This is a genomic window from Rhodococcus sp. DMU1 (genome assembly GCF_012272955.1).
Lineage (GTDB): Bacteria > Actinomycetota > Actinomycetes > Mycobacteriales > Mycobacteriaceae > Rhodococcus > Rhodococcus aetherivorans.
On the sequence record NZ_CP050952.1, the window covers coordinates 5,120,496 to 5,135,849 of the forward strand.

The 15,354-nt window shown below is 72.0% G+C and carries 13 protein-coding genes; 8 read left to right on the top strand and 5 right to left on the bottom strand.

The genetic code is table 11. The features are described 5' to 3' along the window. Positions 1-34: 34 nt before the first annotated feature. Positions 35-1,252, bottom strand: a complete 1,218-nt coding sequence (locus tag HFP48_RS23290) for a DUF5931 domain-containing protein (protein ID WP_043802681.1) — start codon at positions 1,250-1,252, stop codon at positions 35-37. A 168-nt stretch (positions 1,253-1,420) separates the two neighbouring features. On the opposite strand from HFP48_RS23290, the gene HFP48_RS23295 reads away from it, so the two are divergent. The 5 genes from HFP48_RS23295 (at position 1,421) to HFP48_RS23315 (ending at position 6,765) form a co-directional block, all read left to right on the top strand. Next, the gene (locus tag HFP48_RS23295) at positions 1,421-2,893 is read left to right on the top strand and encodes an adenylate/guanylate cyclase domain-containing protein (RefSeq protein ID WP_029546144.1); all 1,473 of its coding nucleotides are present in this window, start codon (positions 1,421-1,423) and stop codon (positions 2,891-2,893) included. Between the two features lie 69 nt (positions 2,894-2,962). Next, positions 2,963-4,096 carry a YbhN family protein gene (locus tag HFP48_RS23300; RefSeq protein WP_043802684.1) on the top strand — a complete coding sequence of 378 codons (1,134 nt, stop codon included), beginning with the start codon at positions 2,963-2,965 and terminating at the stop codon, positions 4,094-4,096. Between the two features lie 112 nt (positions 4,097-4,208). Continuing rightward, positions 4,209-4,763 carry a YceI family protein gene (locus tag HFP48_RS23305; protein ID WP_006941512.1) on the top strand — a complete coding sequence of 185 codons (555 nt, stop codon included), beginning with the start codon at positions 4,209-4,211 and terminating at the stop codon, positions 4,761-4,763. A 79-nt stretch (positions 4,764-4,842) separates the two neighbouring features. Next, positions 4,843-5,220 carry a DUF3054 domain-containing protein gene (locus HFP48_RS23310; protein ID WP_006941502.1) on the top strand — a complete coding sequence of 126 codons (378 nt, stop codon included), beginning with the start codon at positions 4,843-4,845 and terminating at the stop codon, positions 5,218-5,220. A 78-nt stretch (positions 5,221-5,298) separates the two neighbouring features. Beyond that, positions 5,299-6,765 (top strand): peptide MFS transporter, encoded by a 1,467-nt coding sequence (locus HFP48_RS23315; RefSeq protein WP_006941500.1) that lies wholly within the window; start codon positions 5,299-5,301, stop codon positions 6,763-6,765. A 7-nt stretch (positions 6,766-6,772) separates the two neighbouring features. On the opposite strand, the gene HFP48_RS23320 is transcribed toward HFP48_RS23315, so the two are convergent. From HFP48_RS23320 to HFP48_RS23330, 3 genes are all read right to left on the bottom strand, one after another. Continuing rightward, entirely contained in the window at positions 6,773-7,510 is a 738-nt protein-coding gene (locus HFP48_RS23320; RefSeq protein ID WP_006941495.1) for a sulfite exporter TauE/SafE family protein, read from the bottom strand. Positions 7,511-7,564: 54 nt separating this feature from the next. Beyond that, complete coding sequence (locus tag HFP48_RS23325) at positions 7,565-9,241, bottom strand: NTF2-like N-terminal transpeptidase domain-containing protein (RefSeq protein WP_065922069.1); 1,677 nt, start codon at positions 9,239-9,241, stop codon at positions 7,565-7,567. Positions 9,242-9,324: 83 nt separating this feature from the next. After that, a complete protein-coding gene (locus HFP48_RS23330; RefSeq protein ID WP_168580126.1) occupies positions 9,325-11,100 on the bottom strand; it encodes a penicillin-binding transpeptidase domain-containing protein in 1,776 nt (591 codons plus the stop codon). A 230-nt stretch (positions 11,101-11,330) separates the two neighbouring features. Between HFP48_RS23330 and HFP48_RS23335 the strand changes: the two genes are divergently transcribed. Beyond that, complete coding sequence (locus tag HFP48_RS23335; RefSeq protein WP_043802693.1) at positions 11,331-12,878, top strand: ATP-binding cassette domain-containing protein; 1,548 nt, start codon at positions 11,331-11,333, stop codon at positions 12,876-12,878. Continuing rightward, positions 12,875-13,696: an alpha/beta hydrolase gene (locus HFP48_RS23340; RefSeq protein ID WP_043802696.1), complete on the top strand. Its 822-nt coding sequence runs from the start codon at positions 12,875-12,877 to the stop codon at positions 13,694-13,696. The genes HFP48_RS23335 and HFP48_RS23340 overlap by 4 nt, the downstream gene beginning before the upstream one ends. On the opposite strand, the gene HFP48_RS23345 is transcribed toward HFP48_RS23340, so the two are convergent. Then, the gene (locus HFP48_RS23345) at positions 13,693-14,091 is read right to left on the bottom strand and encodes a VOC family protein (RefSeq protein WP_006941490.1); all 399 of its coding nucleotides are present in this window, start codon (positions 14,089-14,091) and stop codon (positions 13,693-13,695) included. The two genes, HFP48_RS23340 and HFP48_RS23345, sit on opposite strands and share 4 nt — an antisense overlap. 191 nt (positions 14,092-14,282) lie before the next feature. Here HFP48_RS23345 and HFP48_RS23350 point away from each other — a divergent pair, with 191 nt between their 5' ends. Beyond that, complete coding sequence (locus HFP48_RS23350) at positions 14,283-15,353, top strand: methyltransferase domain-containing protein (protein ID WP_168580127.1); 1,071 nt, start codon at positions 14,283-14,285, stop codon at positions 15,351-15,353. Position 15,354 lies beyond the last annotated feature (1 nt).

The following is a 15,354-nucleotide window of genomic DNA, read 5'->3' on the forward strand; positions in this document are numbered from 1 at the left end:
GATCGGCCCGTCACCGTTCGCCGCGTTGCTGCCCTCACGCACCTCGTACTCCTCTCGTCGGCACCCGGATCTCCCATTCGGTGCCCTGGCCGGGCGAGCTGTCGAGCACGGCGGCGCCACCGAGCCACTGCGCGCGGCCGACGATCGACTTCGACACGCCCATCCGCCCCTCGGCGCGGGCCTCGGCGAGACGGCCGTCCGCAATGCCCACCCCGTCGTCGCGGATGCTGAGGATCACCTCGTCGCCGAGGTCCTCGACCAGCACGTACGCCTTCGCCCCTGCGCCCGCGTGCAGCGTCGTGTTGGTCAGGGCCGTCGCGGCGATCGCCGCCAGTTCCGCGGCGCGGACGCGGTCGAGCAGGACCGGGTCGGCGGGCGCGGAGACGGTGACGCCGGCTCCGGCCTGCGCCCGCAGCAGCGCCCGCAGGTCCACGAGCTCCTCGCCGCGGTCGAGCTGGGTGCCCTGCTCGGAGACGAGCATCCGCAGCGCCGCCTCCTGTTCCCCGGCGAGGCGGGCGAGTTCGGCGGCCTCGCCGCCGAGTGCGGTGCCGCGGCGCCGCACCAGGGCCAGCACCTGCAGCACCCCGTCGTGCACCTCCCGGGCGAGCCGGTCGCGTTCCTCGGTGGCGGCCGCCACACGCACGGCCTGTTCGAGCTGCCGGTGGGCGCGCCGGGCGGTAGTGGTGGCGAATCCCATCGCGACGCCGACCGCGACGAGCACGGGGGCGGTCGCGTCGCGCCACAGGTCGAGGTTGACCTGGTCGCGGACGACGGCGCTGACCGTCGCCATCGCCAGCGCCGACGCGACTCCCGCGGCGGGACCGCCCAGGATCGCGGCCGACAGCACGGCGTTGGCGACCCACAGGGTGGTGGGCAGCGTCTGGTGGGCGCTGTACCAGTCGTGGCCGGCGACGAGCCGCGTCGCGCCCATGAGCGCGACCGCGACGACCTGGTCGATCCCGACCACCACGGCGCGCTGCCCGACCCCCTGCGCCAGCAGCACCGCCGACACGCCGGACCACACCGCCAGCAGGGCGACGAAGAACCAGCTGAGCCGCGGCGACGTGTAGTGGGCGACGGTGGAGAACTGGGAGCTGACGGCGTAGACGACGGTGACGAGCCGGAACACCTGCGCGGCCCGCCACAGCGGCGCATCGGGGTCGGCGCCGACCTGGCGTCGGGCGGGCGGGGACGGTTCGGCGGGCACGGCGGCGCGGCGCGACAGCCTGCCGTCGGCTCGGCGCCGGACCATGTGGATGCTCCCTTTCCCGGTCGGTGATCGCGCTGAGAGTAGCCGCCCGAAACGCCCGGATCACGACCATGGCGCGTTGTGACGGTGGGCACAGTGGTTTGATTTGATGTCGTGTTGGGGTCCTATCGAGCCGTCGCGGCGACGTTGCGCAGTCGTTGGCCGCTCTATATGGCCTCGATGGGCGCCTCGAACCTGTTCGGCGCGCTGCTGGTGTTCGCGTTCGTCCGCTACGGCATCCCGCTGTCCGAGAACGAGAACATCATCGCGGACCGGGTCCGCAACTTCGCGGTGTTCGCGGTGTATCTGGTGTTCGCGGGGATCGTGAGCCTGACGGCCGCGGCCCTGATGCTGCGGTCGGTGGTGCGGTGGCAGCTGCGCGGCGGCCCGCCCACCCGATCCGAGCAGATGTCGGCGCTGCACGCGCCGTTGCGTCAGGCGATCGTGCACCTGATCCTGTGGATCCTCGGCGGCGTGCTGTTCGTGTTCCTCACCGCGGAGGAGATGCCGGAGCTCGCCGTGGCGGTGGCGATCACCGTCGCAATGGCCGCGACGAGCACCTTCGGCTTCACCTACATGCTGGGCGAGCGGATCCTGCGGCCGGTCGCGGCGCGGGCCTTGAGCGAGGGGGAGTTCGACCGGACCCTGGCGCCCGGCGTCGGCACCCGCCTCGCCATGACGTGGGGTCTCGGCACGCTGATGCCGGCCGGCGGCATCGCGCTGCTGTGCGTCACCCAGCTGACCACCGACGTCGAGTTCCCGCCGGACGCGATGGCGTGGGCGGTCCTCGCGCTGTCGATCATGGCGATCGGCCTGGCCGGGGTGCTGTCGTCGCTCACCGCCGCCCAGCTCTCCGATCCGGTCAAGCAGCTGCGCTGGGCCATCGAACGGGTCCAGCGCGGCGCGACGGACGTGCAGGTCGAGGTGTTCGACGGCAGCGAGATCGGCCGCCTGCAGGTCGGCTTCAACCGGATGATGGCCGAGTCCGACGAGCGGCGGCGGCTGCGGCAGTTGTTCGGTCAGCACGTCGGCGAGGACGTGGCGCGCCGCGCCCTCCAGTACGGCACCGAGCTCGGCGGGGAGACCCGCTACGTCGCGGTGCTGTTCGTGGACATGGTGGGCTCGACGGCGACGGCGGCCGAACGCCCGCCCGGCGAGGTCGTCGAGCTGCTCAACGAGTTCTTCCGGGTCGTGGTGGACGTCGTGGACCGGCACCACGGTTTCGTCAACAAGTTCATGGGCGACGCGGCGCTGGCCATCTTCGGTGCTCCGCTGGACCGTCCCGACGCGCCCACCGCCGCGCTCGCGGCGGCCCGGGAGCTGCGGTTCGCGCTGGACGAGATCACCGATCTCGACATCGGCATCGGGGTCTCGGCGGGGCTGGCGGTGGCCGGCAACATCGGCGCGGCCGAGCGGTTCGAGTACACCGTCATCGGCGATCCGGTGAACGAGGCGTCGCGGCTGACCGAGCTGGCGAAGCTGCGTCCGAGCCGGGTGCTCGCGTCGTCCAGCGCGCTGTACTTCGCCGACGACGAGGAACGCGCCCACTGGGAACTCGGCGACGAGGTGCAGCTGCGCGGCCGGCGCCGGGTGACGCATCTCGCCTGGCCGGTGCGGTATCCGGACTCGGGCCACGACGAGTGACGGACGGCCGGGGCCCCGGCGACGAAAAGGACGATCCGCCCTCCGGCCGGCTTGGCTACGCTGAATCCTGTGGCGCAGCCCCGACGTGACCCGCCCGCACCCGACGCCGCGCGGCGCCGGGGCCGCTTCGGGTGGGTGAAGTGGCTGCTCGCCGTCGCCCTCGTGGCCCTGCTGGTGGTCGAGGGCATCTACCTGTGGCCGACGCTCAGCGACTCCTGGCGCGCCCTGACCGAGTTGCACTGGGGCTGGCTCGCCGCGTGCATCGTCGCGCAGGCCCTGTCGCTGAGCGGCTTCGCGGAGGTGCAGCGGCGGCTGCTGCGGGCCGGTGAGGTCGTCGTCGGGCACCTGCGCTCGGCGTCGGTGATCTATGCGAGCACGGCGATGGCGGTGACGCTGCCGGCCGGTCCGGTGTTCTCCACCGCGTTCACCTACCAGCAGACCCGGCGCTGGGGTGCGACGCCGGTGGTGGCGTCGTGGCAGCTGGCGGTCTCAGGGGTGATCGCGGCGGTGACGCTCGCGGCGGTCGGCGTGGGCGGGGCGTTCGCGGTGGGCACACGGGTGAGCCCGGTGACGCTGGTCCTGTCGGTCGCCGGCGTGATCGCGCTGGTCGTCGCCGTCCGGTACGTCTCCCGGCATCCGTCGTCCGTCGAGTCGGCCGGGGAATGGGTCCTCGCCCGCGTCAACCGCCTGCTGCGCAAGCCGGCGGACACCGGGATGGAGAAGTTCGAGCAGGTCCTCGGGCAGATCGAGGCGGTGCACCTGGGTCGCCGCGACGGGCTCGCGACGATCTGCTGGTCGGCCGTGCACCGGGTCTTCGACGTCGCGTGCCTGGGGTTCGCGTGCTGGGCGGTGGGCGGTGAGCCGTCGCTGCCGGGCCTGCTGATCGCGTTCGCGGCGGCCAAGGCGGTGGGGAGCATCCCCCTGGCGCCGGGCGGGCTGGGGTTCGTCGACGGCACGCTGATCGCGACCCTCACCGCGGCGGGGATGAGCGCCTCGCAGGCCCTGGCAGCCGTATTCGTGTACCGGGGCGTCAGCTTCATCCTGGTCGCGCTGGTCGGCTGGACGGTGGTGGCCGCCAAGTTCCGGTCGAGCCAGCACGACGAGCACATCGACGCCGATCTCGAACGCGAGGAACACGCCCGTTCGGTGCTCGAGCGACGGCGCGGACGGGCCGCGAGCGAGGGCACCGCCCTGCCGGAGTGACGAAGTGTGTTCCACCTCACATCCAAAGTAGTTGCGGAATCAATCATTCGATGCGATCGTTGAGTACATCGAAGGTTGAAACTTCAACCAAAACTCGACTCGGAGGAATCCCATGACGACCGCTACCACCACCTTCCCCGGACTCACCGCCGGCACCTGGGCCATCGACTCGGTCCACTCCACCGTGGGCTTCACCGTCCGCCACCTCGTCGTGAGCAAGGTGCGCGGCACGTTCAACGACTTCTCCGGCGCGATCACCGTCGCCGAGGACGGCACCCCCGCCGTCGCCGCCGAGATCCAGGTCACGTCCATCGACACCAAGAACGCCGACCGCGACGCCCACATCCGCTCCGCAGACTTCTTCGACGCCGAGCAGTTCCCCACCGCGACGTTCAAGTCCACCGGCGTGCGCGCCGCCGGCAGCGACTACGTCGTCGACGGTGAGTTCACCCTGCACGGCGTCACCAAGCCGGTCGAGCTGAAGCTGGAGTTCAACGGCGTGAACCCGGGCATGGGCCAGGGCCCGGTCGCGGGCTTCGAGGCCACCACCGTCCTCAACCGCAAGGACTTCGGCATCTCGATCGACATGCCGCTCGAGGGCGGCGGCGCCGTCGTCGGCGACAAGATCACCATCAACCTCGAGATCGAGGCCGGTCTGCAGGCCTGATCCGCCGCACCCGCACGACACGCGAGCGCTCTCCGTCCCGGAGGGCGCTCGCTTTCGTCGGCGACCTACGCTGGACGACGTGAAGAAGTACGCACCGGCCCTGCTCGACGTCGTCCTGGTCATCGTGTTCGCCGCCCTCGGGCGCGCAAGTCACGACGAGGGGCTGACGCTGGCGGGACTGGCGAACACCGCGTGGCCGTTCCTCGGCGGCCTCACCGTCGGATGGCTCGCGACGGCGGCCCTCTACAAGGAGAAGTTCGATCCGTGGCTGGTCGTGCCGACCGGCGTGATCGCATGGGTGTCCACCGTGGTCGTCGGGATGCTGCTGCGCGTGATCACGGGCCAGGGCACAGCCGGTTCGTTCATCGTCGTCGCGTCCATCGTGCTGGGCGTGTTCCTGCTCGGCTGGCGCCTGCTCGCCGGGCTGTGGCTGCGGCGCCGCGTCGACGCCGCCTGACCCCGGCCGCGCGGAGGTGACCCTCCGCACCGCCGAAAGCCGCGCGCCGGAGGTGGCCGCGGTGCCAGAGTGACAGCCATGAGCGAGACCGCCGCGCCCCCCGATCGGACGAAGGAACGCACCTTCTTCGGCCAGCCCTTCGCGCTGGCCAACCTGTTCGGTGTCGAGATGTGGGAGAGGTTCTCCTTCTACGGCATGCAGGGCATCCTGATCTATTACCTGTACTACTCGGCGGCCGACGGCGGACTGGGGATCAGCGAGCTCGCCGCCACGTCGATCGTCGGGGCGTACGGCGGCACGGTCTACCTGTCGACCATCCTCGGCGCGTGGATCGCCGACCGGCTGCTCGGCTCCGAGCGCACGCTGTTCTACAGCGCGATCCTCATCATGCTCGGCCACATCTCCCTGGCGCTGCTCCCCGGCCTCGGCGGCGTGGCGGTGGGCCTGGTGTTCGTCGCCGTCGGCAGCGGTGGCCTCAAGGCCAACGCCACCTCCCTGGTCGGGGATCTCTACGACGAGCAGGACACCCGGCGCGACGCCGGGTTCTCGATCTTCTACATGGGGATCAACCTGGGCGCACTGATCGGCCCGCTCCTCACCGGCTGGGCGCAGACCGAGCTGGGCTTCCACTACGGCTTCGGCCTGGCCGCCATCGGCATGGCACTCGGCCTGATCCAGTACACCCTCGGCCGCAAGCACCTGCGCGGGATCGGCGCCACGCCGCCGCACCCGCTGCCCGCCGACCGGCGCACCAGGGCCGCCGGCGTCGCCGTCCTGGCCGTCGCGCTGATCGCGGCGCTGTTCGGCACCGGGCTGGTCACCGTCGACAACCTGTCGGACGTCGTGGTCGCAGCGACCGTCGCCGCGTCCGTCGTCTACTTCGTCGTGATCCTGTCCAGCCGGCAGATCACCGCCGTCGAACGCAGCCGGGTGATCAGCTTCGTCCCCATGTTCCTGGCCAGCGCGGCATTCTGGTCGCTGTTCCAGCAGCAGTTCACCACCGTCGCGGTGTACGCCGACAAGAGGCTCGACCGCAACCTGTTCGGCTGGGACTTCCCGCCGGCGTGGGTGCAGTCGATCAACCCGGTGTTCATCATCGTGTTCGCGGGCGTGTTCGCCGCCGTGTGGACCCGGCTCGGCCCGCGGCAGCCGTCGTCGCCGGTGAAGTTCGCGATGGGCACCGTGATCATGGGCATCGCCTTCCTGTGCTTCATCCCGATGTCCGGCGGCGGCCCCAACAGCGCCCCCCTGCTCGGCCTCGCGGGCATCCTCCTGCTGTTCACGTTCGCGGAGCTGCTGCTCTCCCCCGTGGGCCTGTCGCTGGCGACGAAACTGGCCCCGCGCAACTTCCACACCCAGATGGTGGCGCTGTTCTTCCTGTCGGTGGCGCTCGGCACGGCCATGGCCGGCACCCTCGCCAAGTACTACGACGAGGCGAACGAGAAGCCGTACTTCGCCTGGGTCGGCCTCGGCTCGATCGCGATCGGCGTCGTGCTGGCGCTGCTGTCACCGTGGATCCGGCGGATGATGCGCGGAGTGCACTGACCGGTTCTCACCGCACCGCCAGCCACACCGCGAGCCCGAGGCCGGCGAGCGCGACCGTCACCCGCAGCACCTCGGGTGGGATGCGCCGGACGACGGGCGGCCCGCACCAGCCGCCCGCGACGGCGCCGAGCGCCATCGCGGCGGCCGCACCCCAGTGCACGGGGCCGAACACGGCGAAGCCGATCGCAGCGACGAGGTTGGCGACCCCCAGCAGGTAGCTCTTGAGGATGGTGGCGCGCCAGATGTGCTCGGAGGTGCAGATCAGGGTGAGTGCGAGGAAGACGACACCCGCACCCGCCCCGAAGTAGCCGCCGTACACCGCCACGACGAACAGCAGCGCCGAGTACGTCCGGGGCAGGTCCCGGCTCCCGGACAGGGCGCGGATCCGGGGTTGGGCCAGCAGCGCGAGGGAGGCGAACGCGACCATGTAGGGCACGACCGTCTCGAAGGACCCCGCGGGCGCCCACATCAGGACGACGGCACCGACGAGGCCGCCGAGCGCCGAGTACAGGGTCCACCGCCACAGCCGCGGGCCGGTGTCGACGACCTCGCGGGTCGAGTTGGCGAGCGCCCCGACGCCGACCCCCACCATCGCGACGGTGTTGGTGACGTTGGCGGCGACGGGCGGCAGCCCCGCGGCGAGCAGCGCGGGGTACGAGACGATGGACGCGAGGCCGGTGACGAACCCGATGAGCCCGGCGAAGAACCCCGCGACCGCGAGCAGCAGCAGGTCGACAGGGGTCACGACCGACAAACGTACCGGGGTCCGCTTCGGCCGGTCCGGCGAGGGCGGCAGCGGTCAGCGGTCGGCGGGCGGCTTCCCCAGCTCCCGCAGGAACATGTCGGCCATCTTCACCGCGCGGTCGCCGCCGTCGGCGTTGGCGACGAACACCGCGAACGCCAGGTCGCCGGTGTACCCGTAGAACCAGCGGTCGTCACCGCTCGCGGCCGCGATGCCGGACAGACCGGGGTGCCCCTTCAGGAACGACGCCGGGCCGCTGCGCACGTTCTCGGCCATCGCGGCGCGCAGCGCGTCGGTCACGTGCGGCGGCAGCGGTTCGGCGGCCTCCCCCACCGTCGCGGGCTTGCCCTGCACGATCGCGGGCAACGGCGCCTCCCCCCGCGCGACGGACGCGGCGAGCAGCGCGGCACCGAACGGACTGAGGAGCGCCTCCCCGCCGCCGTCCGAGCCGGAGAACTGCACCACACCGGACCGGTCCTCCCCGATCTGCGCGGTCTCGAAGTCGAAGCCGGGGACGTCGTAGTCCAGGCCGAGCCCGAGCCGGCGGGCGGTGTCGGCCAGATCGTCGGTGCTCACCGAGGCCGGGTCGACGCCCCGGTCCAGGCCCGCGGCCAGCCGCACCGGATCCAGCGTCTGCCCGGCCGGATACAGCCCGCGGGAGGCGACGGGTCCGAGTTCCATCGCCCAGTTGTTCACGTCCAGGGCCAGGACGCCGCCGGTGGACGGCTGGATCGCCACGATCGCCGCCGGGGTGCCCACGCTGACCACCGCTTCCTTGGCGGCGAGCTGGACGTGCGCGTCGAGGGTCGCCTGCAGGTCCGGCGGCGGCGGGCCCTGGAAGCCGGCGACCTGCACCGGGTCGGCGCCGGGCTCCTCGAGGGTGACGGCCCACCCGGCGGTGGCGTCACGCTCGAGCTGCCAGGCCGCGCGCAGCGGGTCCAGCAGCGGCGTGGAGATCCGCCGGTCCGCGCTGATCAGCGTCGGGGTCTTGACGACCACCACGCCGGGGATCGGGACGATCTCGTCCTCGAGGAACTGGTAGTCCTGGTCGCGCAGCTTCACCGCGGTGATGCGCGCCCCGGGGTCCGCCGCGAGGTTGCGCTGCAGCAGGTCGGCGGTGATGACCGGCGCGACGGGTTCGAGCACCTTCGCCAGCCGCGTCGTGGTGTCGACCGGGTCGGGCATGAGGGCGGGATCGACGACGACGGCGTTGATGGTCTGCTCGGCCATGAGCAACTGACCGGTGCGGTCGAAGATCTTCGGCGGCGCGGCGTCGGTGCGCACGTGGTGCACGGTGCGGGTCCGGTTCAGCTCGGGCACCAGCACCTGCGGGTCCCAGGAGATCCGCCAGCCGACGGCGAGGTTCTTCGCCACGCCGTCCACCTGGTATCCCCAGTCCTTGCCGGGTCCGAAGTTCCAGTCGGCGCCGAGGGTGAAGAACCCCGTCTGCTCGTTGAGTTCGACGAACTGGGCGACGTCGTAGTCGACGCTGCCGTCCTTCATGCCCTCGAACATCTGCCGGATCGACGCCTCGGCGGCGTTCGGGTACGACGTGAGCGCGGCGGCGCCGGCGGCGTCGCCCTCGTTCAGTTCCGCGACGAAGTCGTCGACGAGTCGCTGCGCATCGCTCCGGGGTTCACCGAACACGCACGACGCCATGCCGGCCGCGAGAACCACGACGGAGACCAGGGCTGTCACGCGGCCGCGCCCCCTGCGCCAGTCCCGAAAACCCATAACGACCAACCTTCACTTCTGTCACTTCAGTAACAAGCACGCCCTGCCTACGATGCGATCACGATTGCGCCACAAGCCGCGCATCACCCCCTCAGCAGGCGTCCCGCCACGTCCACTGCCGGCACCGAACTGCCCGCTCCCGCAACGAAAACCGCGAACGCGAGGTCTCCCTGCGAGCCGACGAACCAACCGTGGGCACCGGTGCCATCACCGTACTCTGCCGTCCCCGTCTTACCGACGAGTTCGGGTAGGTCCCGCAGCGTGCTCGCGGTTCCACCCGTCACAGTCTCCCGCATCATCGTCCGCAACGCGGCAGTGACCTCCGCCGGAGCGGCACCAGGGGTGCGATCGGCCACCGTGGGCCGGCCCTCGACGAGCATCGGCAGCGGCGTCGAGCCGTGCGCGATGGACGCCGCCACGAGTGCCATACCGAACGGTGACGCCGTCACCCGGCCCTGGCCGATCGCGGACTCGACGCGCTCCGCCGGGGTCTGCGCCTCGGGCGCGCTGCCGGTGACCGTGACCAGTCCGGGCGTGACGTAGTCGACCCCGAGCCCGAACTGCAGGGCCGCGTCGGTGAGCGCGGTCGCCGGCAATCCCACCGCGAGCCGGCCCATCGTGGTGTTGCACGAGAAGGCGAAGGCCGTGTGCAACGGGACCGGTCCGAGGTCGAAGCTGTCGTCGTTGGGGATGACCCGACCCTCGATGTTCGCCGTCCCGGGGCACGGCACCACCGTGTCGGGGGTCACGGCCCCGGCCTGCAGGGCGGCCGAGGTGGTGACGGTCTTGAAGGTCGAACCGGGCGGATACAGCCCCGTCAGCGCGATCGGTCCCTCGGCGTCGGCGGCGGCGTTCTGGGCCACCGCGCGTACCGCCCCGGTGGACGGTTCGATCGCGACGATCACCGCCGGCTGCGGCAGCGGCGCCAGCACCGCCTCGGCGCGGGTCTGCAGACCCAGGTCGAGCGTCGACTGCAGGTCCGGCGCCGGCGGACCGTCGGCACCGGCGACGCGGCGGGCGCTGCCGTCTTCGGACACCGTCTGCACGGCCCAGCCGGCGGACGCGTCCTGGCCCTGCTGCCACAGCTCCCCGAGCCCGGAGAGGACCGGGGACGCGAGCGCGCGGTCGACCGTCAGCAGCCGGGTCTGCCGGACGAGGGTCACGCCCGGCAGCGCGGCGAGCTGCGCCTCGATCGGCGCGATGTCCGCGTCGCGGAGGGCCACCGCGGTCACGGGCTTGCCCGCCGCCGCGGCGACGTCGGCGGCGAGCGACTCGGCGGTGACGGTGGGCGCGGCGGTCGCGAGCAGCGGCGCGACGGCCGCCGGGTCGGCGGTGGCATCGACGTTCACCAGCGTCACGACCTGCTGTTCGAGGATCGGCCGCCCGCCACGGTCGAGCACGGACGGCGGCGGGCCGACGGTCGTCGTGTAGCTCAGCGTGGTGCCGGCGGTCAGGCCCGGCGCCAGCACCGCCGGGTCCCACTCGATGCGCCAGCCCTCCGCGTCGACGTCCAGGGCACTGCCGGACGTGCGGTACGACCAGTCCCGGCCCTCGGCGAAGTGCCACGCGACGTCGAGTTCGAAGGTGCCGCCGTCGCCCGTGCCGGCGAGCTCGAGGTCGGGCCGGACCCCGCCGAGCCCCTCGAACACGCCGTCGATCGTGGCGGCCGCCGCCGCGGGATCGGTGGTGAGCTCCGCCGCGGCCCGCACGTCACCGGCCTCGAGCGCCGCGGCGAACTCCCCCACGACCGTCTCGGGCTGGTCGGGCCCGAAGGAACACCCGGCGGCCGCCAGCGCGGCGGCGACGGTCAACAGGAGCGGAACCGGTCGGCGTCGGAGGAGTGGCACAGCAACGATCATGCCCGAAGCCGGACGGTGCCGTCGTTCACCACCGCCCGCACGTTGCGTACATGCTGCCTGTAGTGACGCGGCCCCCAATTCGGGAAAATCGATTGCCGGCCCCACGGACGCTGTTCTACCGTCGGTTCCTGTCACATTCCCGTCGATCGGAGAAGGCCGTTGCTCCTGTAGAGGTTTCGCCCGCCGCGCCGCACCTGCGCGCGGTACCGTCACCTACTCCGGGAGCAGCCATGTCACACCCTTCCCCGTCCTCGGGCCTTTCCCTGTCGGACCTGACCTTCGCCTGGCCGGACGGCACCGCCGTGTTCGACGGTCTCGACACCACCCTCCCCGCCGGGCGCACCGGACTCGTCGGACGCAACGGGTCCGGCAAATCAACTCTGCTGCAGATCATGTCGGGTGAGTTTCAACCGACCCGGGGCTCCGTCACGGTGCACGGCCGGGTCTCGCGGCTGCCGCAGGACGTCATCCTCGATCCACACCGCGCCGTCGACGCCGTCCTCGGCATCGACACCGTGCGCGCGGCGCTGCGGCGCATCGAGGCCGGCTCGACCGCCGTCGAGGACTTCGACGCCGTCGGCGAGCGATGGGACATCGAGGAGCGCGCCCTGGCCACCCTGCACCGTCTCGGTCTCGAACGAATCGTCGCCTCCCCCAGCGACTTCGAGCGCACCGTCGGCACCCTCTCCGGCGGCGAGACCGTCCTGCTGGCGCTCACGGCACGCCTGCTCGACGAGCCGGACGTCCTGCTGCTCGACGAGCCGACGAACAACCTGGACTCGGCGGCCCGCGCGCGGCTGTACGACGTGCTGCGCGAGTTCGCCGGCACGCTCGTCGTCGCGACCCACGACCGTGCCCTGCTCGAGCGGGTCGACACCGTCGCGGAGATGCGCGACGGGCGGCTGCGGCTGTTCGGCGGCAACTACAGCGAGTACGAACGCATCGTCGCGGCCGAGCAGGAGGCGGCACTGGCCGCGGTGCGCGACGCCCGGGCGGACGTGCGCCGGCAGGCACGCGAGCTGAGCGACTCGCACATCAAGCTCGCCCGACGAGAGCGCTACGGCCGCAAGATGTTCGAGAACAAGCGGGAACCGAAGATCGTGATGGGGGCCCGCAAGCGGCAGGCCCAGGAGTCGGCGGGCCGGCTCCGCCGCGAACACGAGGGCAAGCTCGCCGGCGCGCGCGAGAACCTCGAGCGCGCCCAGGGCACCGTGCGCGACGACCGGGAGATCCGGGTGGACCTGCCCGAGACGGAGGTGCATCCCGGTGCGCGCGTCGCCGAGGGGCCGCTCGAGATCGTCGGCCCGGAGCGGATCGCGCTACGCGGACCCAACGGCTCGGGCAAGACGACGCTGCTGCGCGACATCGTCGCGGCCGGTCCCCGGGTGCCGTTCGCGGTGCTGCCGCAGCGGCTGGACATCTTCGACGAGTCGCTGTCGGTGGCGGACAACGTCGCGCTGCGGGCCCCGCATGCGTCGCCGCAGCAGGTCCGGGCACTGCTCGCCCGGTTCCTGTTCCGCGGCGCCGACGCGGACGTGCCGGCGGCCGCCCTCTCGGGCGGCGAGCGACTGCGGGCGGCGCTGGCGACCCTGCTCGCGGCGGACCCGGCTCCGCGGCTGCTGCTCCTCGACGAACCGACCAACAACCTGGACCTGCCCAGCCTGACGCATCTGGTGCAGGCACTGCGCGCGTACCGGGGCGCCTTCGTGGTGGTCAGCCACGACGAGCGGTTCCTGGCCGACATCGGGGTGACCCGGTCGGTCAGACTGGAGCGGTGAGCCACGCGATCAACCCCGTCGACGGAACCCGCATCGCCTTCACGGTGATCGAATCGGACGCCGGCGCCGGCAGCCCGTCGCTGCTGCTCGCGCACGGCAGTGCTCTGTCGTCGGCCATCTGGCGGGGATTCGGATACGTGCGCCCCCTGCGCGAGCGGTACCGGCTGATCCTGCCCGACCTGCGCGGTCACGGCCGCAGCGACAAGCCGCACGTCCCCGACGCATACGCGATGGACCTGATCGTCGGGGACGTGCTGGCGGTCCTCGACGCCGCCGGCACCGAGCGCGTGCACTACCTCGGGTACTCGTTCGGAGCGCGGGTCGGCTTGTCCCTGGCGGTGCGCGACGCCGGCCGGCTGCGGACGCTCACCGTGGGCGGCGGCAGTGCCCGCGCGCAGGCCGGGGCGTTCGATCGCCTGTTCTTCCCGGGATGCGCCGACGTGCTCGGGCACTACGGGATCGACGGGTTCCTCGAGGCGTGGGCGGAACACCTCGGTTCGCCCGTCGATGCCGCGACGCAGGCCGCGTTCCGGGCGAACGACGCCGCCGCCCTGGCCGCGTACATGCGACGGTCGGATCGCGAACCCGGGATCGACGACGCCGACCTCGCCGCCCTGGACGTGCCGACGTTGGCGTTCGTCGGTTCGGAGGACCGCGAACGGATCGACGACACCCGCGAACTGTCGCGGACGATCCCCGGTGCCCTGCTCGCGGTGATCCGGGGATACGACCACGCCACGACGATCGCGGCGGCGCCGGAGGTGCTGTCGGTGGTCGGACCGTTCCTCGCGGCGCACGCCGGCCGATCGTCCGGCTAACTCACCGAGGGCGCCTCGTCCATCCACTGCACGAGCTGGTAGACGATGCCGTTCGGGTCGCGCATCTGGAAGTACCGCTCGCCCCACGGCTCGGTCTCGATCGGCGTGACGATCGGAACCCCCTCCGCCCGCAGTCGTTCGTACTCGTCGTCGATGGCGTCTACGACGAACGCGACGAGCGTCCCCTGCCCGGCGTCGCCGGCGATGCTCGCGGGCTTGAAGGTGCCGAGCCCGGTGCGCAGGAAGACGAGGCTGAAGCCCGCGTCCTCACGGGTGAGCGAGACGAACCCGTCCTCGGCCATCGTCTCGGTGAACCCGAGGTGACGGGTCACGAAGTCGGCCGACGCGGCCACGTCGGGAACGTTGAGGGACAGGGCACTGGCGGTGATCTGCAAGGTGAACTCCTTCCGGTTGCACGACTCCGAACGTCCAGGGCCCCCGTCCGGTTCCCGCGCCCCGCTGCGGGGCCGAATGTGACACCGGATCGACGAGGTGTCACATTCGGCCCCCATGGGGGCGTTGTCCGCCGCCCGGAACCGGAGGACTCTCGGAATCACCCCTGTCCCTCTCATCCGGAGGCCCCACCGTGACGCACACCGTTTCCCCCGTCGACACCGTCGCCCAGCGCGTCCTCGACTCGGCGCTCGGCACCGTCGATCTGATCGCGATCTATCTCGGCGACCGGCTCGGCTGGTACCGCAGCCTCGCCGCCGACGGTCCCGCCACCTCCGACGAGCTCGCGGCGCGGACCGGGACCGACCCGCGCTACGCCCGCGAATGGCTCGAGCAGCAGGCGGTGACCGGCCTGCTCGAGGTCGACGACGGCGATCCGCCGCGCTTCACGCTGCCGCCCGCGGTGGCCGAGGTCCTCACCGACGAGCACAGTCTCAACTATCTCGGACCCCTGGCCCGCATGTTCGCTGGAGTGTCCGCGCAGCTTCCGGCCCTGCTCGACGCCTACCGCACCGGGGGCGGCGTGAGCTGGGCGCAGCTCGGCACCGATGCCCGCGAGGGGCAGGCGGACATGAACCGGCCGTGGTACGAGAAGGCGCTGCCGGGCGCCCTGGCGTCCGTGCCGGACCTCGACGCGCTGCTGCGCCGACCGGATGCCGAGATCGCCGACATCGGCTGTGGCGGTGCGTGGTCCACGATCGCGCTGGCCCGTGCGTACCCGCAGGCCCGGTTGTTCGCCATCGACATCGATCCGGCGACCGTCGCCCTGGCCCGGACGAACGTCGCGGCCTGCCCCGACGTCGCCGACCGGATCACCGTCCTCGAGACCGACGCGGCGAGCCTGCCCGACGAACGCTTCACGGCGGCGTTCGCCTTCGAGTGCGTCCACGACATGCCACGTCCCGTCGAGGTGCTGTCCGCGGTGCGCGGCTCGCTCGCGGCCGACGGGGTCATGGTTGTCATGGACGAGGCCGTCGCCGACCGGTTCACCGCACCCGGCGACGAGGTCGAGCGGCTGATGTACGGGTTCAGCATCTCGTGCTGCCTGCCGGACGGCATGAGCCACCCGCCGAGCGCGGGAACCGGCACGGTGATGCGTGCGGACACCCTGCGCCGGTACGCGCTCGACGCGGGCTTCTCGGACGTGTCGGTGCTGCCGATCGAGGACTTCGGGTTCTGGCGGTTCTACCGTCTGACGCCCTGAC

What these genes read in the sequence shown, in the direction of transcription:
- HFP48_RS23290 (WP_043802681.1), bottom strand. Translation starts at nt 1,252, where the DNA reads ATGGTCCGGCGCCGAGCCGACGGCAGGCTGTCGCGCCGCGCCGCCGTG.
- HFP48_RS23295 (WP_029546144.1), top strand. Translation starts at nt 1,421, where the DNA reads ATGGCCTCGATGGGCGCCTCGAACCTGTTCGGCGCGCTGCTGGTGTTC.
- HFP48_RS23305 (WP_006941512.1), top strand. Translation starts at nt 4,209, where the DNA reads ATGACGACCGCTACCACCACCTTCCCCGGACTCACCGCCGGCACCTGG.
- HFP48_RS23315 (WP_006941500.1), top strand. Translation starts at nt 5,299, where the DNA reads ATGAGCGAGACCGCCGCGCCCCCCGATCGGACGAAGGAACGCACCTTC.
- HFP48_RS23325 (WP_065922069.1), bottom strand. Translation starts at nt 9,241, where the DNA reads ATGGGTTTTCGGGACTGGCGCAGGGGGCGCGGCCGCGTGACAGCCCTG.
- HFP48_RS23330 (WP_168580126.1), bottom strand. Translation starts at nt 11,100, where the DNA reads ATGATCGTTGCTGTGCCACTCCTCCGACGCCGACCGGTTCCGCTCCTG.
- HFP48_RS23335 (WP_043802693.1), top strand. Translation starts at nt 11,331, where the DNA reads ATGTCACACCCTTCCCCGTCCTCGGGCCTTTCCCTGTCGGACCTGACC.